The 24,016-nt window shown below is 53.0% G+C and carries 20 protein-coding genes; 8 read left to right on the top strand and 12 right to left on the bottom strand.

What is annotated here, in order from left to right:
• Window positions 1–2 precede the first annotated feature (2 nt).
• The 5 genes from P2G53_RS03385 to P2G53_RS03365 all read right to left on the bottom strand — a co-directional run bounded on the left by P2G53_RS03385 (window position 3) and on the right by P2G53_RS03365 (window position 3,745).
• Complete coding sequence (locus P2G53_RS03385) at window positions 3–1,034, bottom strand: DUF2157 domain-containing protein (protein WP_275813747.1); 1,032 nt, start codon at window positions 1,032–1,034, stop codon at window positions 3–5.
• 1 nt (window position 1,035) lies between these two features.
• The gene (locus P2G53_RS03380; RefSeq protein ID WP_275813744.1) at window positions 1,036–1,347 is read right to left on the bottom strand and encodes a hypothetical protein; all 312 of its coding nucleotides are present in this window, start codon (window positions 1,345–1,347) and stop codon (window positions 1,036–1,038) included.
• A gap of 128 nt (window positions 1,348–1,475) precedes the next feature.
• Window positions 1,476–1,913 carry a DUF3465 domain-containing protein gene (locus tag P2G53_RS03375; protein ID WP_275813741.1) on the bottom strand — a complete coding sequence of 146 codons (438 nt, stop codon included), beginning with the start codon at window positions 1,911–1,913 and terminating at the stop codon, window positions 1,476–1,478.
• A gap of 42 nt (window positions 1,914–1,955) precedes the next feature.
• The gene (gene hemH / locus P2G53_RS03370; protein WP_275813738.1) at window positions 1,956–3,044 is read right to left on the bottom strand and encodes a ferrochelatase; all 1,089 of its coding nucleotides are present in this window, start codon (window positions 3,042–3,044) and stop codon (window positions 1,956–1,958) included.
• A 155-nt stretch (window positions 3,045–3,199) separates the two neighbouring features.
• On the bottom strand, window positions 3,200–3,745 hold the full coding sequence (locus P2G53_RS03365; protein WP_275813734.1) for a thioredoxin family protein: 546 nt from the start codon (window positions 3,743–3,745) through the stop codon (window positions 3,200–3,202).
• A 143-nt stretch (window positions 3,746–3,888) separates the two neighbouring features.
• Between P2G53_RS03365 and dcd the strand changes: the two genes are divergently transcribed.
• From dcd to P2G53_RS03350, 3 genes are all read left to right on the top strand, one after another.
• A complete protein-coding gene (dcd, locus tag P2G53_RS03360; RefSeq protein WP_275813731.1) occupies window positions 3,889–4,455 on the top strand; it encodes a dCTP deaminase in 567 nt (188 codons plus the stop codon).
• Between the two features lie 15 nt (window positions 4,456–4,470).
• Window positions 4,471–5,112 (top strand): hypothetical protein, encoded by a 642-nt coding sequence (locus P2G53_RS03355; protein WP_275813728.1) that lies wholly within the window; start codon window positions 4,471–4,473, stop codon window positions 5,110–5,112.
• Window positions 5,113–5,255: 143 nt separating this feature from the next.
• Window positions 5,256–6,053, top strand: coding sequence for a hypothetical protein (locus P2G53_RS03350; RefSeq protein ID WP_275813725.1), 798 nt, complete (start codon window positions 5,256–5,258; stop codon window positions 6,051–6,053).
• Here P2G53_RS03350 and P2G53_RS03345 read toward each other — a convergent pair.
• The 6 genes from P2G53_RS03345 to P2G53_RS03320 form a co-directional block, all read right to left on the bottom strand.
• Complete coding sequence (locus P2G53_RS03345; RefSeq protein ID WP_275813723.1) at window positions 6,047–7,342, bottom strand: TolC family outer membrane protein; 1,296 nt, start codon at window positions 7,340–7,342, stop codon at window positions 6,047–6,049. The two genes, P2G53_RS03350 and P2G53_RS03345, sit on opposite strands and share 7 nt — an antisense overlap.
• A gap of 13 nt (window positions 7,343–7,355) precedes the next feature.
• Window positions 7,356–10,406: an efflux RND transporter permease subunit gene (locus P2G53_RS03340; protein ID WP_275813720.1), complete on the bottom strand. Its 3,051-nt coding sequence runs from the start codon at window positions 10,404–10,406 to the stop codon at window positions 7,356–7,358.
• Between the two features lie 2 nt (window positions 10,407–10,408).
• Window positions 10,409–11,491 carry an efflux RND transporter periplasmic adaptor subunit gene (locus P2G53_RS03335; protein WP_275813717.1) on the bottom strand — a complete coding sequence of 361 codons (1,083 nt, stop codon included), beginning with the start codon at window positions 11,489–11,491 and terminating at the stop codon, window positions 10,409–10,411.
• Between the two features lie 209 nt (window positions 11,492–11,700).
• Window positions 11,701–12,219, bottom strand: a complete 519-nt coding sequence (locus P2G53_RS03330) for a disulfide bond formation protein B (RefSeq protein WP_275813714.1) — start codon at window positions 12,217–12,219, stop codon at window positions 11,701–11,703.
• A gap of 62 nt (window positions 12,220–12,281) precedes the next feature.
• Window positions 12,282–13,178, bottom strand: coding sequence for a DMT family transporter (locus P2G53_RS03325; protein ID WP_275813711.1), 897 nt, complete (start codon window positions 13,176–13,178; stop codon window positions 12,282–12,284).
• A 74-nt stretch (window positions 13,179–13,252) separates the two neighbouring features.
• Window positions 13,253–14,437: a pyridoxal phosphate-dependent aminotransferase gene (locus P2G53_RS03320; protein ID WP_275813708.1), complete on the bottom strand. Its 1,185-nt coding sequence runs from the start codon at window positions 14,435–14,437 to the stop codon at window positions 13,253–13,255.
• A 250-nt stretch (window positions 14,438–14,687) separates the two neighbouring features.
• Here P2G53_RS03320 and uvrB point away from each other — a divergent pair, with 250 nt between their 5' ends.
• Window positions 14,688–16,709: an excinuclease ABC subunit UvrB gene (gene uvrB, locus P2G53_RS03315; RefSeq protein WP_275813705.1), complete on the top strand. Its 2,022-nt coding sequence runs from the start codon at window positions 14,688–14,690 to the stop codon at window positions 16,707–16,709.
• Between the two features lie 2 nt (window positions 16,710–16,711).
• Here the strand turns inward: uvrB and P2G53_RS03310 are convergent, their stop codons facing one another.
• Window positions 16,712–17,041 carry a hypothetical protein gene (locus P2G53_RS03310; protein WP_275813702.1) on the bottom strand — a complete coding sequence of 110 codons (330 nt, stop codon included), beginning with the start codon at window positions 17,039–17,041 and terminating at the stop codon, window positions 16,712–16,714.
• Between the two features lie 471 nt (window positions 17,042–17,512).
• Here P2G53_RS03310 and P2G53_RS03305 point away from each other — a divergent pair, with 471 nt between their 5' ends.
• The 4 genes from P2G53_RS03305 (at window position 17,513) to P2G53_RS03290 (ending at window position 23,979) form a co-directional block, all read left to right on the top strand.
• Window positions 17,513–17,725 (top strand): hypothetical protein, encoded by a 213-nt coding sequence (locus P2G53_RS03305; RefSeq protein ID WP_275813699.1) that lies wholly within the window; start codon window positions 17,513–17,515, stop codon window positions 17,723–17,725.
• A 269-nt stretch (window positions 17,726–17,994) separates the two neighbouring features.
• The gene (locus P2G53_RS03300) at window positions 17,995–22,104 is read left to right on the top strand and encodes a response regulator (protein ID WP_275813696.1); all 4,110 of its coding nucleotides are present in this window, start codon (window positions 17,995–17,997) and stop codon (window positions 22,102–22,104) included.
• Window positions 22,104–23,099 carry an HD domain-containing phosphohydrolase gene (locus tag P2G53_RS03295; protein ID WP_275813693.1) on the top strand — a complete coding sequence of 332 codons (996 nt, stop codon included), beginning with the start codon at window positions 22,104–22,106 and terminating at the stop codon, window positions 23,097–23,099. The genes P2G53_RS03300 and P2G53_RS03295 overlap by 1 nt, the downstream gene beginning before the upstream one ends.
• The gene (locus tag P2G53_RS03290) at window positions 23,092–23,979 is read left to right on the top strand and encodes a response regulator (RefSeq protein WP_275813690.1); all 888 of its coding nucleotides are present in this window, start codon (window positions 23,092–23,094) and stop codon (window positions 23,977–23,979) included. The genes P2G53_RS03295 and P2G53_RS03290 overlap by 8 nt, the downstream gene beginning before the upstream one ends.
• Window positions 23,980–24,016: the final 37 nt, after the last annotated feature.

Raw genomic sequence — 24,016 nt, 5'->3', positions numbered from 1 at the left:
TTTTACCCATGCCGGTTTTCAAGCAGTTCACGCAGAGCCTGAGGCAGTCTGTTACGCAAGCGCTGGCTGAGATGGTGTTCATGTTTTTGCCAGAGAATCCCCAGATAGATCACCAGCAATCCGATCAGCGTCAGTGAAATAGGGAATAACCAGCTGTCTTTGAAGACATGGGCCGCCAGATATCCAAGATAACCTAAACTGCCCAATACGCCGAATACCACGAATACCCGGCGCATTAACACAACGCCAACGCCAATCATCAGCAGGTTAATGCTGAAATAACCCAGCTTGGCCAGCTCGCTGTCGGAATGCTGCAGGCTGAGACCACCCCAGAATGCAATCACGCCAAACAGATAGAGCCAGAAGGCATAATCTCCGCTGAAGCGCGAACGGATATCTACCCACACGGCCAGTCCGATCATCAGCAGGCCGGTATACAGTGAGACCAGCTTACGCAGCTCCCAGTCATAATCTCCCCCGGTCAGCATGACTGCCAGATCCATGGTCAGATACCACAAAGTGACAGCCACCGGCAGGATCATAAAGGGATAGCGATAGCGCCAGAGCATGATGGCGCCTACGGCCAGTGTTGCCAGTTCCATATAGAGCCAGTGCCAGCGGATCCAGCGGTGATAATCACGGTACGGGCTGTCATCGTCAGGCCAGAGCCCCAGCCCCTGCTGCAGTCCATAGACGGCTAGTGGTGTCAGGGCGACAACAAAAGCGCCGCACAGCGCTGCCGGAATCGCATAACCCCGATTCCGAAACCGGTGCAGCAACGCAATACCTGCAGCGGCATAGATCAACGACAGGGTCAAGATGCCCCAGCCGCCAAACGTTTCCCAGCCCAGCGTCATAAACAGAGTCATGGCGCTGATCGCCAGCAATCCACCCAGGTAATAAAGTACGTGGGTGAAATCGAAGTGTGGTCCGGGTTGTTCATGTTCAAGAAACAGGCGTAGCTGTTCTGCCTGACCGGCGCTGAGAATCTGCTGATCGACGGCCTTTTGCAACAGCTTGGGAGTGATGCGCATCTTAATCAGGCAGGGTCAGAAAATAACTGAACCAAAGGATGGCCAGCACTGTGCAGTAAGTGGTCAGTTCAACTTTAAGCCGGAACAGGCCCCGATCAGAAAATTCGACGCTTGCATCATCAGCGTTGTGACGTCGGAGCAGGTTCAGGTTCAGAGCGATGGCAAATACAAAGATCAGGCTGATAAACACAAACCCCATCGGGTATTCCGGAAACAGGTAGCCGGCAATCAGGTTGGCAATCACAATAAGCAGAGCGAGCCAGAGAAGAGAGTTAGATGAGGCCTGCTCATCTGACTGAAAATCCGTATTCACGCGTGCCTCCCTGTCCAGTGCGAATTGATAATATGTCTTGAATTGGAGCTCAAACTTTACACAGTAGTTGTTAACATTAACCTAAAGTCGCAGTGAGGTAAATCAGCCCGATCCGGTGAGATTATCAGCTACTGGTATAGCGTGCCCCGGTGTTTTAACCAGCCATCCGGGTGGCGATTGCCCGGATCATGATGGGTCCAGTGGATCACGCCGCCTTTGGCATTCCATTCGTACTCGCCATAAAACTCGACAGTGTCGCCCGGACTCAGATCCGGGATACGCGGTGCCAGATCAATATTGTGTGAAACCAGTAGCGTCTGGCCTGAGGTTAACTGCAGGATAAATTTCTGATGGCGGCTGCCATCGGTATCGTCGGGCAAGAGCCGGGTGACACGGCCTTCGCCTCTCAGTTGCAGGTTACTGATCTGTTCACGAAAGGCCCGTTCGAATGGCTCATCCTGCTGGCCGGTGGTTGCAACCGGGCTGGCGGGCAGCAGGGAGTGGCCCTGCTTGAGATAACCCACCAGAACTGCGCCCAGCAGCAAAATCCAAATCAGTTTTTTCATGCGTTCCCTCGCTTGACCCGCGCCTTTGCTGGCGTTGTTGAATTAAGCCTTCCGGTTATGCGGGCAGGCGCTGAAACGCTGCTGACGCGCTTCGATGTCAGTCTGAGGAATCTCCCAGCCGGACAGGTGCTGGTTGATAATCCGGCTCAGCGCATCGATATGCACTGGTTGATCATTCAGGGCCGGGATGTACTCATAGCGTTCGCCACCGGCGTCCATAAAATAGCCCCGGTTTTCGATACCGATCTCTTCAATGGTTTCCAGACAGTCTGCCGAAAAACCGGGACACACCACCTGCACCGACTTCACGCCCTGAGAGGGCAGGGCCTTCAGGGTTTCATCGGTGTAGGGCTGCAGCCATGGCTCACGCCCAAATCGGGACTGAAAAGTGGTCAGATACTGATCCGTCTGCAGGCCAAGTCGCTCGGCCAGTAAACGCGTGGTTTTCAGACACTGGCAATGATAGGGGTCGCCATTGTGCAGGTAACGCAGCGGCACACCGTGGTAGGAAAAGATCAGTTTTTCGGCCCGGCCATGCTCCCGCCAGTGTTCCTCTATGGAGGCGGTCATGGCCTCAAGATAGGCATCGTTATCCATGTAACTGGTGATAAAACGCAGTTCAGGCATCCAGCGGCGCTGAGTAAAGTCGGCTGCCAGCGCATCAAAGGTGGATGCAGTGGTTGAGGCTGAATACTGGGGATAGAGCGGTAAAACCAGCAGTTTGCGTACGCCTTCATTCAGCATCCGGTCCACCACCGATGTGATGGAAGGGTTGCCGTAGCGCATGGCATAGTCGACCACCAGATTGTTGCCCCACTGCTCTTTCAGGGTGCGCTCCAGCTTTTCTGCCTGCGCCCGGGTATGCAGCAATAAGGGTGAACCGTCTTCGGTCCAGACCTGCTGGTAAGCATGAGCCGACCGTTTGGGGCGAATGCGCAGGATGACGCCATTCAGGATCAGCCACCAGAGCACACGGGGAACCTCTACCACGCGAGGATCAGACAGGAATTGTTTGAGATAACGCCGCAGGGAGGGGGTATCCGGTGCATCAGGGGTACCCAGATTGGTGATTAACACCCCGACTTTATCATCTTGCTGATGGCTGAAAGCGGCTTGATTTTGATACTGCATATCCGTCTCTCTGAAAAAACTCGACATATCTACGCAGAAAAGGCGGCGCTGGATGAGTAAACGACGGCCGCCCTGTCTGTAGCCAGGATCATGGGGCGATAGTGTACCTGACTTTGGCGTGAGTTAAATGACTTGTACCGGACGGTTTGCGGCGATCAAGCACGCCATTTGATATTGCAGCCAATGCTCGGTTTCTGTTCGGCCAGAGGCGCACCGCCGGTCAGCAGCAGGTCCATGGCTGCGCGCAGGTCAGCACCGGTGACAGGCAGTCCATTTGAGGGACGAGAGTCATCAAACTGGCCCCGATAAACCAGTTTGAGCGCTGCATCAAACAGGAAAAAATCCGGTGTGCAGGCGGCACCATAGGCTTTGGCGACGGACTGAGTCTCGTCATAGAGGTAGGGGAAAGGGTAGTTTTTGAGTGCCATTTCTCCGGGACCATCTGCCGGATGCGCGATGGCATCATTGCTGCTGATGGCAATGATGCGGATGCCGCTATCCCGGAAGTCCTCTCCCAGTTGTATCAGCCCGGCTTCGATATGTTTCACAAAGGGGCAATGGTTGCAGATGAACATCACCAGCAGGCCTTTTGCCGGGTTCAGCTCATTGAGGTCTACCTGTTTACCGGTGCGTGGGTCCGGCAGGCTGAAGGGTGCCGCAGGGCTGCCCAGATCGATCATATTAGACGGTGTGAGTGCCATGGTTTACGGTCCTCCTGTCAATTGCGTGATAGCTTGAAGCAGCATGATATAAAACGTGGTTAAAGGAGGGTGGCCCTTTTTCATACCACCGCTAAGAGGTACAATAGCCGATTATTTTTAATCGACAGCGGACTACAACCTCCATGGGAATTAAAGCCGATAGCTGGATCCGTCGTATGGCGGAAGAGAAACATATGATCTCTCCGTTTGAGCCGAATCAGGTCCGCCGGGTCGATGGCGCGCCGATCATCTCCTACGGTACCTCCAGCTATGGCTATGATGTGCGCTGCGCGAATGAGTTCAAAATCTTTACCAACATCAACTCTTCCATTGTTGACCCGAAAAACTTCGATGATGGCAGCTTTGTGGATGTTGAATCGGATGTCTGTATTATTCCGCCCAACTCCTTTGCACTGGCGCGTACAGTGGAGTACTTCCGTATCCCGCGTGACGTGCTGACGATCTGTCTGGGTAAAAGCACCTACGCCCGCTGTGGCATAATTGTGAACGTGACTCCACTGGAGCCTGAGTGGGAAGGGCACGTGACCCTCGAATTTTCCAACACCACACCTCTGCCGGCGAAGATTTACGCCAATGAAGGGGTGGCGCAGATGCTGTTCTTTGGTGGCGATGAGGTGTGTGAAACCTCCTATGCGGACCGCAGCGGCAAGTATCAGGGGCAAACCGGTGTGGTTGTTCCACGCACCTGATCACTCGGACACTGAATGAATTACCATAAACAGATTGCTACATTCTGGGAGCAGCTGCAGGAAACCATAGACCTGCTGCTTTCCAGCCGTAACGATGACCGCTTTGATGCTGAAACCCTGCTCAAGGAGTACCGGGATTCGCTGAAGCAGATCGATGACAACCTGACGTTCCACTTCGAACACGATGAGGATACCGATGATCGGGTGGATATGATCTTTGGTTGTGACGGTTTCCCGGAATCAATCCCCTCCGTGCTAAGCCTGATTGGTGCTGCACCCGAGGTCTCGGGCATCCGCTTCAAGGCGTTTAATCATCGTTATGACCCGATCCCGCTTCAGGTCAACATGGGCGATGAAGTCTGCCGCATCCGGGATTTCTGGTGTCGGCTGGTTGAGATGGGCGATGCCCTGCGTCTGGAAATCTATCTGGAAGATGCGCCGGAAGTGCTGGAAATGGACCCCCGCGTTGAGGCTGTGATGATCTTCCTGGATGCGCTGATCGGTGAATATGAGTTGATGACCCGTATCTCAGCGCTGGAGTGGTTCGATCTGCCCACAGAACCTGAAGATTACGGTTTGATACCACTGCGACGTCTGCGCCGGGAATTTGACCGTAAAAAACATCAGGTCAAGCCGCTGGGTATCGTTCTGCACTGATTTTGCACGCCGGATTTTCCTGTTCATCGGGGCTTTAGGCTTGCGCCGCACGGTAAATTCAACCATTGTGGTAGCAACTGATCTGTAAGCTACCTGATGAGCTCTTGTAGTGTCTTATTTCTCAGTGACTGGAAGGACCGCCGATGAGTGGATTACTCACCACCCTGCTTGAAGAGATTCGCATTGAATACATCGAGCGGATGCGGACAAATGGTTTTATCGAACCCTACCTGACGGCGGAGCGCCTCTGTCACGAACGCTTGTTCCTTGACGGTGACCTGCTGGCCGAAATCATTGAGCAGGACCCCTCTTTGCTGGCCGCCCGGGCCGGTGATCTGATCATGAACCAGCAGGAAAATGAGAACCCCTCAGTAGGCATTATTATCTGCAGCAATATTCTTGCAGCGGCGCTGGAAGGGCTGCTGGCGGTGGCGGCAGAGCGTGACTGGGTGGATGTGGATGATCAGGGCCAGATTCTGGTCGATGAAGAGGAACTGCAGCAGAACAGCCAGTACCCCATCAGTGTCGATTACAGCACTTCAGAAACTGCAAAACGCAACCTGCTGCGGGGCAGCAGCGAACTGTCTCATATTTTTGCAGCGGCCGAGGCTGAATTTCTGGATGCCATCGAGCAACATGTGCGCAATGCCTATCAGACCGCGCTGGATATCTCCTCAAATCATTCGGTATTTGCGCCGGATGATATTGCGCCGCTGGTGGCAGAAAACCCGTTGTTACTGGGATTAAGAAAAGACGATCTGATCGATGAAGACCTGTTTGAGGGTGATCCGCCAGCCGGGTTGATCATCAGTGCTCATCTGACCCGGATGCTGCTCCAGCAGATGCTGGAGCTGGGGGCCGAACACGGTGTGTTCGATCTGGACAGCAGCGGGCATATCATTCCTCCGGACGAGCCGGAGGACCCGCCGATCATTCACTGAGTCGGGCTTTCCAGCCAGCCATCCAGGGTGTTGATATCTTCGGGTGAAAGGGTGCCCAACTGCAGTTTGAAGCTGATCAGGTTGGAGACAAATTCAAACCGTGCTGAAGCATAGTCACGCTTGGCAGAATAAAGCTGCTGTTCCGCTTGCAGCACATCCACTACGTTACGTGTACCCACCCGGTAGCCTTCTTCAGTCGCTTTCAGCGCCAGTTCGCTGGAACGGATACTCTGTTTCAGTGCATCAACCCGCAGGGCATTGGTATTCAGGTTACGCAGCAGGCTGCGGGTAGTCTGGGTGACATTGCGCAGTGCGTCCTCTTCATCAAACTGCGCCTGCTGCAGGCTGTACTGCAACTGACGGCTACGTGACTCGGTGGCACCCCCGGAATAGAGCGGTACACTCAGGGTCAGGCCGATGGAGTCGGTTTTGCTTTGATCATCAAAGCTCAGATTGCCACTGTCGTAGTCATGACCGGCGGTCAGGCTTAATACCGGCAAATGGTCAGAACGAGCGGCCTGAGCGGCACGGCGGGCCGATTCACTGCCATAGCGGGCAATTTTCAGTGACAGGTTACCCTGCCAGGCTTTTTCCAGCCATTCCTCAGGTGCTGCGGGTACCGGTGCCGCAATCGGGTAATCGGGGCTCAGGGATGCAACCCGCTGATAGCTTTCACCGCTGAGTCGTTCCAGTGCTTCATAGCTGTTATCCAGATCGCCCTGAGCTGAAATACGGGTGACCAGTGCATTATCATAGGTCGCCTGGGCTTCCTGAACATCGGTGCTGGCGATCAGACCGACTTCAAACTGAGCGTTGACCTGATCCAGACGGCGTTTAATGGCGCGCTCCTGCGCCAATGCTGTTTCCAGCTGACTGTCGGCATTGAGTACACCCAGATAGGCTTCGACGGTTCTCTGGATCAGACTCTGCTGCGCCAGTTCAAACTGCGTCAGGGCCTGCTCTGTCAGGATCTGGCCCTGCTTGAAGGTAAACCAGGAAGAGGCATCAAATACCGGCTGGGTCAGGGATACCGTGTAACCGTGGTTGTTATATTCGGTGGTGTCCGTATCAATTTTACGGGTGTCGGCCGTCAGGCTGGCCTGTGGCAGCAATCCGGCACGTGCCTGCGGCAGGGCTTCACTGCCGGCCCGATAGTTGGCTTCAGCAGACTTTAACTGCGGATCATTTCTCAGCGCCTGCTGGTAAATATCCGCCAGATCGCCCGCCAGCGACGTTCCACTGTGACCGGCCAGCAATACAAGGGCATATGTCATCAACGGTGATTTCATAATTCAGTATTCCTTAATCCTTTTCGGGTTCGATATTAAGCAGCGAACGTTTACCAAGGTAACTGTAAACGGTGGGGATCACAAACAACGTGATCAGGGTTCCAAACATCATGCCGCCTACAATAACCCAGCCAATCTGGTGACGGGACTCGGCACCGGCACCGTAGGCCAGAGCCAGAGGCAGGGCACCGAGTACGGTGGCGCCGGTGGTCATCAGAATCGGACGCAGACGCAACACGGCGGCTTCCATCACCGCTTCGCGGATAGCGCGGCCCTGATCCTGCAGCTGGTTGGCAAACTCCACAATCAGAATGCCGTGTTTGGTGATCAGACCTACCAGTGTCACCAGACCAATCTGGCTGTACACGTTCAGGCTGCTGCCACTGAAATGCAAAGCGATCAGTGCACCAAAAATTGCCGGTGGCACGGACAGCATGATGATCATCGGGTTACGGAAACTCTCGAACTGCGCCGCCAGTACCAGAAACACCACCACCAGTGCCAGGCCAAAGGTGACCTGCATACTGTTGCTGGATTGCTTGAACTCACGGGAGTTGCCGCTGTAGTCAAAGCTGGCCTGTGGCGCAATCTCTGCCAGATTGGTTTCCAGGAAGTTCAGTGCCTGATCCAGGCTGTAATCCGGGGCCAGCTGAGTCTGAAATTTCACAGCTTTCACTTTATCAAAGTGGTTCAGTTCCCTTGGGGCGACGGTTTCATTCAGGCTGACCAGGTTGGAGAGCTGCACCATGTTGCCCTGATCATTACGGACGTAGATGTCGGTCAGATCGCTGGGGTCGCGACGCTGATTCTCTTCAACCTTGACGATAACTTCATATTGCTCGCCTGCCCGTTTGAAGCGCGTCACTTCACGGCCGGCCATATAGGATTCAACGGTGCGACCCAGTTCCGCGACATCGATGCCCATATCGGACAGCTTGTCGCGTTTAACCTCAATCTGCAGCTCGGGTTTGTTGAGTTTCAGATCAGTGTCCGGCTGCTGAAAACCCGGATTTTGCAGGATGCGCTGCATCAGTTCATCCGAGATCCGCTTGAGATCATCGTAGGTGCCGTTGGACTTGACGATAAACTCCACCGGTCGGGAGATAAAACTCTGCCCCAGCGATGGCAGGTTAAGCGAAAAACTCATGATGCCAGGAATGCCGCCGTACAGTTTAGGTGTCTGCTCGGCGGAGATATCCTGCTGTTTGCGGGTACGCTCTTCCCAGCGATCCAGTCCCTGAAACACCAGCGCATTGGTTTCAGACGGGAAACCCACTACCGCAAAGTAACGGTCAGTTTCCGGTGTCTGGCTGACAATGCCCTCTATCTGGCGGGTATAGCGGTCGATAAAGTCTACCGATGAACCATCCGGTGCTAGCGCGAAGTTAAGGATGGTGCCCCTGTCTTCATAGGGTGCCAGCTCCTGCGGCAGCTGGGTATAAAAATAGGTGCCACCCACCAGGCTGACAGCCATCAGACCCAGCGCCAGCATCCGTGAGCTGAGGAGTTTACCCAGCAGGGATTTATAACCGTCAGTCACGCCATGCAGGAAACGCTCAATTACGTTGAAGATCCAGCTGTGGCGTTTTTCATGTTTCAGCAGGCGTGAGCACATCATTGGCGAAAGGCTCAGGGCGACAAACGCCGAGACGACCACAGCGCCAGCCAGGGTCAGGGCAAACTCGGTAAACAGTTTTCCGGTGCGGCCTTCGGCAAAGGAGAGCGGTACAAACACCGCCACCAGTACTGCAGTGGTGGCTAATACTGCAAAGCCGATCTCCTTGGCACCTTTGAAGGCGGCCTGAATTGGATTCTGGCCCTCTTCAACGTGGCGATAGATGTTTTCCAGCATGATGATCGCATCATCCACCACCAGACCTATCGCCAGTACCAGCGCCAGCAGGGTGAGGGTGTTCACGCTGAAATTCATCAGATACATCATAAAAAATGCACCGACCAGCGACAGCGGAATCGTCAGCACCGGTATCAGGGTGGCGCGCACGTTGCGCAGGAAGAAAAACAGCACCAGCACCACCAGTACACCGGCTTCAATCAGGGTACGGTAGACCGATTTGATCGACTCATCGATAAAGATCGATGAATCATAGGCAACCTCTACAATCACCCCTTCCGGCAGGGTCGGAATAACCCGATCCAGCTTTTCACGGATGCTGGAGGAAACCTCCAGCGGGTTGGCCGTGGATTGTTTGACAACCCCCAGGGCAACCGCGGTGGTGCCTTTATAACGGGTCAGCTTGCGCTCACTTTCAGGCGCAATTTCGACCCGGGCAACGTCTTCAATCCGGACCGGGTAGCCATCCTGATTACGGATGATGATCTTTTTGAAGGCCTCGATGTCGTTGACATCGGTTTTCGCCAGCAGGCTGAATTCACGCTCTTTGGACTCAATACGGCCCGCTGGAATCTCGACGTTCTGGTTTTTCAGTGCCGCTTCAATATCACCGGGGATCACGTTGTAAGCTGCCATCCGGGCTGGATTCAGCCAGATACGCATGGCGTATTTACGTTCACCAAAGATCAGTACGTTGGCCACACCCGTGGCGGTCTGCAGCTGATCTTTCACCCGCTGGTCGGCAATTTCGGTGACCTCCATGGTGCTGTGGCGATCAGATGAGAAGGCCAGCCAGATAATCGGCTGGGCATCCGCTTCCGTCTTGGCCACCACGGGTACGTCCGCATCGTCCGGCAACTGGCCCTGTACACGGCTGACGCGGTCACGCACATCGGCGGCGGCCGAATCCGGATCACGTTCAATTTTGAAGGTGATGGAGATCTGAGACTGCTCTGAACGGCTGATCGAAGTCATGAAGTCGATGCCTTCAATGCCGGACAGGGAGTCTTCGATTACCTGCGTAACCTGTGTTTCTATAATTGACGCACTGGCACCCGGGTAGGTGGTTTCTACCGTAACCACCGGCAGGTCAATTTTGGGGTATTCGCGCACGGTGAGCCGGTCGTAACCGATAATGCCAAGCAGCAGCACCAGCAGGCTCATCACCGTTGCCAGTACCGGGCGCTTGATGCTGATTTCAGACAGAACCATGTTTATTTCTCCTCAGCGGCGGGCTGGGGTTTAGCTTCGGTCTGGCTGCCATCAACAAAAATCGGTGTGATCGGCATACCCGGCTGCAGTTTAAGCTGACCGGCCGTAACGATAATGTCGCCCTCATTCAGGCCGGATTTGATCTCCACAATGCCCGGACGGCGCTGTCCCAGTTCGACAGGCACCATCTCGATTTTGTGTTCTTCGCCAACTACCCGCATCACAAAAAAGGCTTTGCCCTGCGGTACAATGGCCTGCTCGGGAATGGTCAGACTGTCGGTTTTCTCGACCAGAATAGAGATCTGCGCAAACAGGCCGGGCCGCAGAATGCCATCTTTATTTGGGAGCGTGGCGCGTACTTCAATGTTATGAGCACTGGCATCGGCAGCAGGCGCGACTGCATAGATTTTGCCGGCCAGAATACGGCCTGGCAGAGCGTCAACCTCAACTTCAATCGGCGCATCCGGTTGCAGCTCGGCGAGAAAGATTTCAGCGACCTTAAAATCGACTTTCATGGTGCTGTTGTCGGTCAGTTGCACCAGATCCTGCCCGACGTTGACATAATCGCCGGGACTGACCAGACGCAGACCGGCAATACCGTCAAACGGAGCCTGAACAGACATTTTGTCAAGACGGGTTTTGGCCAGCGCCAGTTGGGCTTCATCGACCCGCAGTTGGGCCAGTGAGCTGTCACGTTGCTGTACCGAGCCAACACCTTTTTTCAGCAGGCTGCTGGCGCGTTCATAATCGGTTTTACTGAGTGCAACACGGGCGGCCGCTTCGCGATATTCTGCTTCATATAGCGCGGTATCGAGCTGGAACAGAGCGGTACCCTGTTTAACCGGCTCACCTTCTGAAAACAGTACTTTTTCAATACGTCCGCTCTGTTCCGGGCGCAACAGGATGGCTTCATTGGCACGCAGGTTACCCACTGACCGAATCTGACGCTCCAGTGGCTGTTTTTTGACATGAACCACTTCTGCCGGCAGACCCTGTGCCCATACAGGCAGTGATATAACGGGTACGACACTTAGGATTAATGCAGCCATTGCGGGGCGCATAGAAGAGAGCGGCAGATGTTTCATAGCAAAATCCTTGCTGTTAGAGGGCAGGTGGTATGAACAGGTATAAGATGACCATTCCGATTGATGGAATAGAACAGTTTATTTTACCTGTTACAGGTATTGCCTCAATCCGTGATTATGTAAAGTTTTGCAACAGCTTGTTTATAAATAAGCCAATAATGGACATTATGTCGCGCTATTGTTGCAAAAAGAGTACAAGTGTCGCGGTTTTACTGTGACAGTTTGTTGCAGCGAAACTGTACTGCGCTCAGTGTCAGGCTGATGATCATCAAGACCACTGAGAAAGCCATCAGGGCTTCAGCCATGGTGATGCCGAACAGTAGCTCAGGGGTATAACCACAGGTCTCCCAGGGTTCAAACACCTGAGGCCACCACTTGTCCAGGGCAAACCAGGCGGGCAGGCCGGTGTCGAAGCTGCAACTGCCTTCTATCCAGCCCCGCTCCACGCCAAGTGTCTGGTAGGAACGTTCGGCCAAGCCCAGAGCCACAAGCGCAGTTAACGGATGCAGAATCCGTTGTGCGACTGGGCAATGTCTTAAAAACAGGCCGACTACAGAGATCAGTAACAGAGCCGCGATCCAGATACGAATATGGATGCAGAGCACGCAGGGGCCATAGTCCAGTCCATATTGATAGTAGAGTGCAACACCTTCCATGGCTACACAGAGCACGATCAGCAGCAGCCAGTAACCCGCATGGTGACTCAGTGTCTGTAGTTTTTGCAGCATTGTTATGTCCCTATCCTGTTGATCTGGAAAGTATATCGGTAAGCAGGTTGAAATCCTACGGCTTAGCGTCCAGAGCGAAGTGACTTGCTCTGACTGGAGATAACCGCCAGATAGAGACCGCTGAAAATCAGCAAAGTGCCCCACAGATGGAAGTGGTAGAGTTTTTCATCCAGCAGCAGTATCGACAGGCTGATCCCCAGTACTGGCATCAGATGGATATATAAACCGGATTTGGCGGCTCCGAGCAGTTCGACGCCTTTATTCCAGAACAGATAGGAGAGAATCGAGGGGAACACGGCCATATAGGCAATGCTGCCCCATACCGATGGGGGCCAGTTTGCGGTGGGATGATCCTGTAGCTCCCACAGAGTGAACGGCAGTAGAAACACGACGGCGATCACCACGGTAGCGCCAAAAAAGGTGAAACCGTCTAAGTCTTTAGGTTTCCAGCGCAGGCCGATAGAGTAGATCGCCCAGACGGTTACAGCGCCCAGTATCCAGAGATCTCCGGGGTTAAAGTGCAGATCGGCCAGGCTGGCCATTTGGCCTTGGCTGATCAGAACAGTGACGCCCATAAACGACAACAGAATACCCAGCCACTGCCTGGGGTGGCCCTTTTCACCCAGCAGTACGGCGCTGATCAGTACAATCAGGATGGGTACCATGGATTGCAGCAACACGGCATTACTGGCGGTGGTGTTCTGCAAGCCAAGATAAACCTGAGTGTTAAACCCTGCGACCCCGACGATGCCGAAAAAGCAGAGTGATTTTGCATGCTGGCGAATAGTGGACCACTGCCGGATCAGACGTGGCAATAACCAGGGCAAAATCAGTAACAGAGCCAGTAACCAGCGGCTGAAGGCCAGGGTAATAGGGGGGATATCCAGATGAATTGCCCGGGCCAGAATAAAGTTACCGGACCAGAACAGCACGGTCAGAAACAGTAACAGATGAGCCATCAGGACTCCTTGGCATTCAACAGGAATAAAAAAGCCGGGACAGGCCCGGCTTCAGCTTAGCGGGAGATCTCAGATCAGACCAGTGCCTGCTTGATGCGGCTCAGGGCGTCTTTCAGAACATCCAGACTGGTGGCAAATGACAGACGCATATTGCCCGGGGCGCCAAAGGCAGAACCCGGCACCAGCGCGACGCCTGCTTCATTCAACAGGAATTCCGCCAGGGCGATGTCATCTTCAAAACGGCTGTCGTTATCGATGATCTGCTGGAAGCTTGGGAACGCATAAAAGGTACCGTCTGCCTCGATGCACTCAACGCCGGGAATGGTGTTCAGGGTGTTGACCACATAGGTGTGACGCTCACGGAACGCTGCCACCATCTCAGCTACACACTCCTGAGAACCTTCCAGTGCTGCCTGCGCCGCAACCTGAGCAATGGAGGTTGGGTTAGAGGTGCTCTGGGACTGAATCTTTTTCATGGCGCCGATCAGCTTGGCAGGACCTGCGGCATAACCAATACGCCAGCCTGTCATTGAGTAGGCCTTGGATACACCGTTCAGCACGATGGTACGCTCATACAGATCCGGGCAGGCGTTCAGAATGTTAACGAACGGTGCATCATTCAGACGGATATGTTCATACATATCATCGGTAGCGATCAGTACATTCGGGTATTTTTTCAATACTTCACCCAGCGCCTGCAGCTCTTCCAGTGAATAAGAGACACCGGTTGGGTTGGAGGGGCTGTTCAGCACCACCAGACGGGTTTTGTCAGTGATCGCTTCATCCAGCTGAGCCGGGGTAATTTTGAAACGCTGGGCCTGGGTAGTGGTGATGATCACAGGCTCGGCATCGGCAATTTTGACCATATCAGGGTAAGACACCCAATATGGCGCCGGAATAACAACCTCGTCACCCGGGTTCAGCAGGGCCAGGGCCAGGTTGAAGAAACTTTGTTTACCGCCGCAGGAAACCAGAATCTGGTTGGCTTCATAGTCCAGGCCGTTATCCTGCTTGAACTTGTTAATAATCGCTTTTTTCAGCGCCGGAGTGCCATCAACAGCCGTGTACTTGGTGAAGCCATTGTTCAGGGCTTCAATCGCAGCTTGTTTAATGTGCTCCGGAGTGTCGAAATCGGGTTCACCTGCGCCCAGGCCGATAATGTTTTTACCTTCAGCGCGCAGTTCGGCTGCACGGTTGGTAACCGCCAGCGTAGGAGAGGGTTTGATATTATTAACGCGGTTTGACAGTTCAACGTTCAAGCCAAGTTCCTCAAAAATGTACCTGCAATATAGGTTCCGACAAGGGTAATTTTGCAAAACGCCTCAGTTAGGTAGTGGGCACCCTGCAACCCGATATCATAGCGTAAATAAAGGGTTTCTTGCATATGCAAAATTAAATTGGCGGCTCGATTTTGCAATTTTTTAGTCTTATTTCTCCCCGGGAGAGCTGAACACTTGGCCCTCAATCAGCGTATACTTGCCGATTGTCTTTTTTGTTCTGTTGTATCTCATGAAACAGCGCTTCAGTGTCAGCTCAAAATTTGAACCGGCCGGTGATCAGCCTAAGGCGATTGCTTCTCTGGTGGATGGGATTGAATCAGGTCTGGCGGCTCAAACCCTGTTGGGGGTAACCGGTTCCGGCAAGACGTTTACCATCGCCAACGTGATCGCCCAGGTGCAGCGTCCCACCATCATCATGGCGCATAACAAGACGCTGGCGGCGCAGCTGTATGGTGAGTTCAAGGAGTTCTTCCCTAACAACGCGGTCGAGTATTTCGTTTCCTATTACGACTATTACCAGCCTGAAGCCTATGTGCCTTCTTCCGATACCTTTATTGAGAAAGACGCCTCAATAAATGAGCATATCGAGCAGATGCGGCTATCTGCCACCAAGGCACTGCTTGAGCGAGAAGATGCCATCATTGTAGCCACGGTCTCTGCCATCTACGGTCTGGGTGATCCCAAGCTTTACCTTGGCATGATGCTGCATCTTGATCGTGGTGACACCATCGATCAGCGCGCTGTGCTCAGACGACTGGCAGAACTGCAATACACCCGCAACGATGTTGAACTGCATCGAGGCACCTACCGGGTGCGCGGTGATGTGATCGATATCTTCCCGGCGGACTCAGAAAAGGAAGCCCTGCGCATTGAGTTGTTTGATGAAGAGGTTGAAGAGCTCAGCTATTTCGATCCTCTTACCGGTGAGGTGCTGCGTCGGGTTCCCAGAGCGACTATCTATCCGAAAACCCATTACGTGACGCCGCGGGATGTGCTGCTTGGCGCGGTGGATAAAATTAAGGATGAACTCCGTGAGCGGTTGGAGCAGTTACGCGCCAACGACAAGCTGGTTGAGGCGCAGCGGCTGGAACAACGCACGCTCTATGATATGGAGATGATCATGGAGCTGGGCTACTGCACCGGTATCGAGAACTACTCCCGTTATCTTTCCGGTCGCAATCCGGGTGAAGCACCGCCCACCCTGTTTGATTACCTGCCGGATAATGCCTTGCTGGTCATTGATGAGTCACACGTGACAGTAACGCAGATTGGTGCCATGTACCGGGGTGACCGCTCCCGCAAAGAGACGCTGGTGGAGTATGGCTTCCGGTTGCCGTCGGCGCTGGATAACCGACCGATGAAGTTTGAAGAGTGGGAACAGAACTCCCCGCAGATGATTTTTGTCTCGGCCACGCCCAGCCGGTATGAGGCAGCAACTCAGCAACAGGTGGTGGAACAGGTGGTCAGGCCTACCGGTTTGGTTGACCCTCAGGTTGAAGTGCGTCCGGCCATGACGCAGGTGGATGATCTGCTGTCAGAGATCCACAAAACCGTCGCGAAACAGGAGCGGGTGGTGGTCACCACGCTCACCAAACGGATGGCTGAAGACCTGACCGAATATCTGGATGAGCACGGGGTGCGGGTGCGGTATCTGCACTCCGATATCGATACGGTTGAACGGGTCGAGATTATCCGTGATCTGCGTATCGGTGAATTTGATGTGCTGGTGGGCATCAACCTGTTGCGTGAGGGTATCGACATGCCGGAAGTGTCGCTGGTCGCTATTCTGGATGCAGATAAAGAAGGTTTTCTGCGTTCTGAAACCTCACTGATTCAGACCATTGGCCGTGCCGCCCGAAACGCTTCAGGCCGTGCCATCCTGTATGCTGATCGTATTACCGGTTCCATGCAGCGGGCGATGGATGAAACAGAGCGACGCCGTAACAAACAGATTGAATTTAATGCGGAACATGGCATTACGCCACGCACCATTCTTAAATCCGTGGCTGACATTCTTGAGGGTGCGGGTGCCATCCCGGGCCGTAAGGTCGGCCGTGGCACCAAAAAAGTGGCAGAACCCGCTGCAGACTATGCAGTGGATACTGCCACCCTGTCACCTAAAGAGCTGGCCAAAGCGATCACTCGCCTGGAAGATCTGATGTATGAAGCCGCCAAAAACCTGGAGTTTGAGCAGGCAGCCAAATACCGTGATGAACTGCAGACCATCAAACAGCATACATTCCGGGAATAGGCTCAATAAGTAGCCTTGATACGGTCTGTCATAAACAACAGATTAGGATTTGCATGCAGCAGTGACACCACCATAGAGTCCTTTTGAGCGCGCTTAGCGTGGTTTTTGCTGGCTGAGGTAGTCAGAGATGACATATCAAAGGTGCCACCTCGGATGATCGATTGTTGAGGTTGTTTAGATGACAGGTCTCCTCTCATTTTATGGGTGTAGGGTGTCATATCAAATGCGCCGCCGCGTATTTCATTGTGTGCGTTGCCAGCCTGAACATTGCTGCTGGCTGCAATCGCCATGAGCAAGGCTGAGCCGATCAAGTGTCTGGATTGCCGCTTCATAAAATCACCTTATGGTTTGTTTGTTATGTCAGCCAACTGATCAACCTGTTCAGCGACTGTGCCCAGGTGTTGCCATTGCCCTTTCAGGTCAGCTGTAAACCCCTTCCGTTCCTGTTTTGCAGGTGTGGTGCCAAATGCGTTGTTGAGTGTTCTGTAGGCGAAGACACAGTTTTAAGGTTGTTTTTATTAATTAAAAACAATGGTTTATCTTGAATAAGAAATGGGTTTGGTTATAGGGAGTTGAAAACCGGGTGCTATTCGGGTGCGGCGTTTGTAGCAGCAGAACAACAGTGGGGGCTGCGATTGTTGCGGGTCTGCCAACAGAAAGTTGACCTGAAAAGCAGCGTAGGTATGGCTTGGCAGCAGCCTCCTGAACCGATAAGAAATAGGAAATATTCTTAACGCTAAAGTACTGATCTGTGATTAAACTGTATCAGTGTTTACTTATTTACTTTGCACAGGGAAGACACCATGGAATCGGTTTGTGCGGAATGTTCGGGCGGGCCAAGTGCCTCAAATATCAAAGTGATCAGTGCGATCAGCGGCAGCCGGATTTGTCGCTGCGGCGCCTGCGGTGCTTTCTGGATGGAAGATGGCGGCCGCTGGGAGATGATTCTTTCTCCGGTAGAGCTGGGTATGCCCGGTTCTGCCACAGCAATTTCGGTCAAAAGGCGCTCTGCCTGATTGATAATCGCAACCCGGCACGGATTGAGTATTTGGCGTTCAGACTATAGTCGAATATCTCCGTGCTTGGCTGCATACCTTTGTCAGTTTACTCTCTTTTGAATATTCTTTTGCACGGCAAAAAAATAATTTTTACCACACTATGTCGGTGATACCTTCAGGGATCGGGTATACCATCTTACGGGGGCTGCAGGTTGATTGTTAGCTGACGGACTGCACATCTGACGGATGATGCGCTGGCAATCTGCATCGACAGAGACAGAGGATTCATGCCTCAAACATTCACACGTCTATTTATTCAGCGTTTTGTCTACCTGCTGCTGGCGACTCTAATGATTGTAGTGCCGGTGCTGGTGGTTGAGGAAAGGCAGTACATTGCTGAAGAGAAGTTGTTGCATGGTCAATCGATTGAAGCCATCAGTAGCCTGATCAATCAGCGACTGGCCAGCCTATCCAGCGATCTGACACTGCTTCTGTCCGAGTCCAGAGTTTCCGCGTTCAGTGAAAACCCCTCTGAGTTTAATCGAACTCAACTTGTGAATTATCTGCTTACCTTTGTGAACACAAACCGGCGATATCATCAGATAAGAGTGATCTCCCCTGATGGTATGGAGACGATCCGGGTCAACTTTCGTCACGGCCGGGCAATCTCAGTTCCCAGCAGTGAATTACAAAATAAAGCAAACCGTAGCTATTTTGTTGGTGCAATGGAATTGGCACCGGAAATTACCTATATCTCCGACTTTGAGTTGAATGAGGAACATGGACAGATCGACGTACCCTGGCGTCCGACCATCCGTATGGCACATAAGCTCTATTCCACTGCTGGCAAATTAACCGGTGTACTGGTGCTTAATTTTGAAGGAAATCGGGTGCTGGATCCTGTGCTGGCGGTCTTACCGGATCAGGGAATTGATAACAGGCTGGCCATTGTCGATGAGCAGGGTAAATGGGTATTTGATTCTCAGGGTACTTATTCATGGAGTCGACAGCGGGGGATTGCGGCACATTTTGCGGATCAGAATCCTCTGTTTTGGGCCAAAGTGAAAGACCAGATCAAAGGTCAGGAAGTACTAGGTGGCAAACTCTATACCTTCAAAAAAATTCGTTATCCGGCCAATATTCCTTCGGTAGCGGCCTCCCACCGTGCCGTCTATCTGGTGGATATGCTGGATATACAAGCGGCATTTATCCGGCGCCTGAGCTGGGCCCTCGCAATTGGTTTGATTTTCCTGCTCTCTGGCGCCTGGCTGGTGGCTTTTTTCTGGGCGCGCTCCACACTCGATGCCAAGACCAGTCAGGAAAATGCGCAGCGGGAATCGCTGCGGCTGGAAAAAACCCTGGCCACTGCGCTGGATGGCCTGATTGTAATCTCCCGCCGGGGGCAGGTAATTGAATACAACCCGGCGGCAGAGAAGATTTTTGGCTACACCCGGGATGAGGTGGTGGGGCGCAATATCAAGATGCTGACCCCCGAGCCGGTGCGAACAGAACATGATGGTTATCTGAATCGGTATGTGGAACATCGGGAGTCTCGAGTGCTGGATCAGTACCGCGAGGTGGTTGCCCAGCACAAGGATGGCCGAAAAATTGATATTCAGCTCGCCGTATCTGAAATGATCGTGGACGACGAAATCTACTTTGTGGGCAGTGTGCTGGATATCACCGAACGCAAACAGATCGAAATTGAACGCAAAAATTACAACGCCCGGCTGGAACGCGAGATTGCTGAGCGCACCCAGGACCTGAACCTGCTGAACCAGCGTATGGAGCTGGCAGTCGATAACGGTGAGATTGGCGTCTGGGAGTATAACCCGGACGACGGCAAGCTGATCTGGAATATCTGGATGTTCCGCATTCATGGCCTTACCGCCAGTAGTTTTGAGGGGCGTTATGAAGAGTGGAAAGCACGCGTGCATCCGGATGATCGTTTTGCTGTCGAGAGAGCGCTGGGCAAGGCCATAAAACACGGCAGCTTACTGGATGAACAGTTCAGAATAGAGAGGCCTACCGGCGAAACCCGCACCGTCAGGGCCATGGCCTCGGTGTGTTTTGACGATCACTCCCAACGCATGATTGGGATCATGCGTGACATTACGCCGGAAATTGCAGCGACTCAGGCTCTGGAACACGCGAAGGATATCGCTGTTCAGGCGGCGCAGGCGAAAAGTGAGTTTATCGCCAATATGAGCCATGAGATCCGTACCCCGATGAATGCAGTATTGGGTTTAACCCATCTGCTGGACAAGCCTGAACAGACACCTGAAGTGCGTATGGTAGCGGCTAAAATCCAGCGTGCCGGTAAATCATTGCAACAGATCCTGAATGATGTGCTGGATTTCTCCAAGATTGAAGCCGGCAAAATTGAACTCTCAGCCACCACCTTCAGCATGCAGGATCTGCTGAATAATGTTTCGGTCATTATGTCGGCCAACGCTGCGCACAAAAATCTGGAACTGGTGATTCAGCCTGAACTGGAAAGGGGGCTGCTGCTAAAAGGTGATGCCACCCGTATTGAGCAGATCATGATCAATCTGGTGGGTAATGCCGTCAAGTTCACCGAATCTGGTCACGTGATGTTGAGTGTCAGGCAACTGGCGTCTCATGGCCCCAATGTAACGATTGAAATCGCTGTCGAGGATACCGGCATCGGTATGGATGAGGCGACCCAGGCGCGTATTTTACAAGCCTTTGAACAGGCGGATGCGTCGACAACACGCCGTTATGGTGGCACCGGGCTGGGTTTAACCATCACCACCCGACTGCTGGAACTCATGGACAGCAAACTGACAGTGGAAAGTACCCCTGGGGTGGGATCACGCTTCAGTTGTGAACTGAGTCTTGAGCGGGAGGCTTCGCTGGATGAAATCAGGTCTCAGATTACCGAGCAGAATATCCTGATTGCTGAAGACCATGAGATTGCTAGGGAAGCACTGAATCGGATTGCCCAGTCACTGGGTTGGCATACCACCTGTGTGGAAAACGGTCAGCAGGCAGTGAACTGTACCCTGTCTGAAATTGCTGAACACCATCCGCTGGATATGGTGCTGCTTGACTGGCATATGCCAGAGATGGATGGGCTTACCGCCGCCAAAAAGATTAAAACCTCGGTCAACCAAAAAAATGCGCCGGTGGTAATTATGGTGAGCGCTTATTCCCGGCAGCAGATTCTGGCATCCCCGGATGCACAGTATGTAGATGCGGTGCTGGAAAAACCGGTTACCGCTTCTGTGCTCTACGATACGTTGATGAATATCCTGCAGCCGGAGGGGGGGAGTCAGGAGCAAGCAGATGCGCAAAGTCTGGCAGGCGTGCGCTTGCTGATTGTGGATGATAACGAATTTAACCGTGATGTGGCGGAGCGCATTTTTGGTGGATTGGGCGCTGTTACTGCTCTGGCACATGACGGGCAACAGGCTCTGGACTGGTTGAAACAACACTCAGACGCGGTGGATCTGGTGTTGATGGATATCCAGATGCCAGTTATGGATGGTTATCAGGCTACACAGCAGATACGGCAGGATCCTGCTCTGAGGCATTTGCCTGTCATCGCGCTGACTGCTGGCGCATTTGACTCGGACCGCAAAGCAGCGATGGAAGCCAGCATGAATGGCTTTATCAGCAAACCATTCGATGTACAAGACGCGGTTAAAGCGATTCTTGCCTGTCTGAAGGAATCGCAGGTTGAAACCAGAGAACGGCTCCCCCTCAAAGAGGAGCCAGCCCGCAATGTTGTAGCAGATAACGTGACGGAGGCTGGAACCGTCTCGGCAGCACTGAATCAGACTGAGTATTTTGATTATTCCCGGGCGATCAGTTTCTGGGGTGATGATGAAACATTGCAACACTATCTGACCAAGTTTCTGGATGACTATGGTGATGTGATTAGTCAGATGGCTGACCTGGATGGCACAGATGCCGGACGTTTAGCACATAAACTCAAAGGCGCCGCCGGTTCTCTCTGTATGGATACCCTGGTCGAGGTTGCCAGTATCGCTCAGCGCCTGGGTGAGGAGGCACTCAACAGAGCCGAAGTGATGGCTGATCTGGAAAGCTGCCTGCAACGTACCATACAGGAGATTGAAGCAATCCCAGGACTGTGTCTGGCAGAAGAAAAACCTTCCGCCGAAGCGCTCAGTGTTTCGACCTCAGCCTATACTAAAGAGCAGATCGAGCCGCTGATCAGTCAGGCGATCACTTTGCTCGATCATGATAATCCTGCGGATGTAATGCCGGTATTAAGTCAGTTAACAGCACTGTTGGGCGACCGTGTTCTCAGACCTGTCTTTCAGGCTCTGGATGATTTCGAATTCAGACAAGCGGAAACCTGTCTGAGGGCCATCGCAAGTGAGCTGCAACTGGATTTGGAGCGAAACTGATGCCTGTTGGCACCATTCTGGTGGTCGATGATGAAGCGCAGAATCTGGCATTGATGCAACAGATTCTGCAGCCCCTGTATAGACTCTCTTTCGCTAAAACCGGCGAAGGCGCGCTGAAGGCTGTGCAAAAGCACAATCCCTCCCTGATCCTGTTGGATGTTCAGCTGCCAGATATTGACGGATATGAAGTTTGCCGTCGTCTTAAAGCACAACCCAAAACCTCCCACATTCCCGTTATTTTTGTCAGCAGCCATGCAGATATGCAGCATGAGGCTGAGGGTTTTGAGGCGGGCGCGGCGGATTACATTGTTAAACCTATAACCCCGGAAATTGTAAAATTAAGGGTCGCAAACCATCTGTCGCTGGTGCGGGCAGCATCACTCGAACGGGCCTACCATGATGCGATCCAGATGCTCGGTGAAGCAGGGCACTACAATGACACCGACACTGGCGAGCATATCTGGCGGATGGCCGCTTACGCAAAACGCCTGGCTCAGGCGGTGGGACTTGATGAGCGCACCTGCGAGCTGATCCAGCTGGCAGCACCCATGCATGATACCGGCAAAATCGGTATTCCCGACCATATTCTGCGCAAACCTGCCAAACTCGATGCAGACGAGTGGGTGGTGATGAAAACGCATACCCAGATTGGTTATGAAATTTTATCCCGAAGTGATGCGCCGGTGTTCCAGATGGCGGCGGAAATCGCACTGAATCACCATGAAAAATGGGATGGTTCTGGTTACCCCGCGGGCCTTAAAGGCAAGCAAATCCCCCTGAGTGCGCGCATTATCGCTGTGGCAGATGTCTATGATGCCCTGACAATGGTCCGGCCCTATAAAACGGCCTGGACAAACGAACAGGCGTTTGAACATATAGTGTCTGAAAGGGGTAAGCATTTTGATCCAGAGTTGGTAGATTGCTTCACGCAACTGCGAACAGAACTTGAGCAGATCAAAGTAGATTATGATGAGGGAGCGGGTATTGATGGCTAAAGTGCTGGTCATTGAGGATGAGGCAATTGTAGCAAGCCTTATTATGCGCCTTTTAACCAAGGCTGACATTGCGGCCGATGAAGTCAACGACCTTGCGGGTGCCAGGGAAAAGCTCATCACACCTGATGATTATGCAGCCATTATTCTGGATCGGCAGTTGCCGGACGGTGATGGTATTGAGTTGCTGCATGAACTGCAAAAACATCCCACCCTGAAACAGGTTCCGGTGATTTTTAATACGGCGCTGGAACGACCTGAAGAGGTGAGGCAGGGGGTGGATGCGGGTGCATACTGGTATCTGACTAAACCGATCGATCCAAAAATGATGCTATCCGTGGTCAAAGCCGCCATGGAGCACTACCTCTTAGCTCGCGAAGCCTCAAAAAATTTAAATCGTGCCCTGCGCACCAACCAATTTCTGCTTGAGGGAAAATACCGCATTCATACCGTAGAGGAAGCCCGGCAGATGGCTGAAGGTTTATCCTTGCTCTGCCCTGATCCTGATCGAGCCTGGCTGGGCCTGAGCGAAATGCTGCTGAATGCGGTGGAACACGGTAACCTCAAAATCACCTACGATGACAAAACCCGTTTGATGCTGGCCGGAGAATATCAGGACGAGATTCAACGTCGGCAGAAGGATCCGCGCCTGATGCAGGCCTATGTGGATGTTGAGGTGGTGCGAAAAGCGGATTTTACCCGTATTACTATTACCGATCAGGGTGATGGATTTGACTGGCAGAACTATCTTGAGTTTTCGGTAGAACGCGCACTGGACCCCCATGGTCGAGGCATTGCCATGACCCGTCAGGCGAGTTTTGATCGGGTCGAGTATGTTGGCTGTGGCAACACCGTGGTTCTCACCATGGAGAAAAAGATCTGATCTGTTAAGACAGCGGCACACGGCCGCTGTCTGTCAC

Source organism: Neptuniibacter sp. CAU 1671 (assembly GCF_029222905.1).
Classification (GTDB): domain Bacteria; phylum Pseudomonadota; class Gammaproteobacteria; order Pseudomonadales; family Balneatricaceae; genus Neptuniibacter.
This window is presented reverse-complemented; position numbering and strand designations above follow the sequence as displayed.

Bases quoted from the DNA above. Each gene is read 5' to 3' on its own strand.
- P2G53_RS03385 (WP_275813747.1), bottom strand. From the start codon at position 1,034: ATGCGCATCACTCCCAAGCTGTTGCAAAAGGCCGTCGATCAGCAGATT.
- P2G53_RS03375 (WP_275813741.1), bottom strand. From the start codon at position 1,913: ATGAAAAAACTGATTTGGATTTTGCTGCTGGGCGCAGTTCTGGTGGGT.
- hemH (WP_275813738.1), bottom strand. From the start codon at position 3,044: ATGCAGTATCAAAATCAAGCCGCTTTCAGCCATCAGCAAGATGATAAA.
- P2G53_RS03365 (WP_275813734.1), bottom strand. From the start codon at position 3,745: ATGGCACTCACACCGTCTAATATGATCGATCTGGGCAGCCCTGCGGCA.
- dcd (WP_275813731.1), top strand. From the start codon at position 3,889: ATGGGAATTAAAGCCGATAGCTGGATCCGTCGTATGGCGGAAGAGAAA.
- P2G53_RS03355 (WP_275813728.1), top strand. From the start codon at position 4,471: ATGAATTACCATAAACAGATTGCTACATTCTGGGAGCAGCTGCAGGAA.
- P2G53_RS03350 (WP_275813725.1), top strand. From the start codon at position 5,256: ATGAGTGGATTACTCACCACCCTGCTTGAAGAGATTCGCATTGAATAC.
- P2G53_RS03345 (WP_275813723.1), bottom strand. From the start codon at position 7,342: ATGAAATCACCGTTGATGACATATGCCCTTGTATTGCTGGCCGGTCAC.
- P2G53_RS03340 (WP_275813720.1), bottom strand. From the start codon at position 10,406: ATGGTTCTGTCTGAAATCAGCATCAAGCGCCCGGTACTGGCAACGGTG.
- P2G53_RS03335 (WP_275813717.1), bottom strand. From the start codon at position 11,491: ATGAAACATCTGCCGCTCTCTTCTATGCGCCCCGCAATGGCTGCATTA.
- P2G53_RS03330 (WP_275813714.1), bottom strand. From the start codon at position 12,219: ATGCTGCAAAAACTACAGACACTGAGTCACCATGCGGGTTACTGGCTG.
- P2G53_RS03325 (WP_275813711.1), bottom strand. From the start codon at position 13,178: ATGGCTCATCTGTTACTGTTTCTGACCGTGCTGTTCTGGTCCGGTAAC.
- uvrB (WP_275813705.1), top strand. From the start codon at position 14,688: ATGAAACAGCGCTTCAGTGTCAGCTCAAAATTTGAACCGGCCGGTGAT.
- P2G53_RS03310 (WP_275813702.1), bottom strand. From the start codon at position 17,041: ATGAAGCGGCAATCCAGACACTTGATCGGCTCAGCCTTGCTCATGGCG.
- P2G53_RS03305 (WP_275813699.1), top strand. From the start codon at position 17,513: ATGGAATCGGTTTGTGCGGAATGTTCGGGCGGGCCAAGTGCCTCAAAT.
- P2G53_RS03300 (WP_275813696.1), top strand. From the start codon at position 17,995: ATGCCTCAAACATTCACACGTCTATTTATTCAGCGTTTTGTCTACCTG.
- P2G53_RS03295 (WP_275813693.1), top strand. From the start codon at position 22,104: ATGCCTGTTGGCACCATTCTGGTGGTCGATGATGAAGCGCAGAATCTG.
- P2G53_RS03290 (WP_275813690.1), top strand. From the start codon at position 23,092: ATGGCTAAAGTGCTGGTCATTGAGGATGAGGCAATTGTAGCAAGCCTT.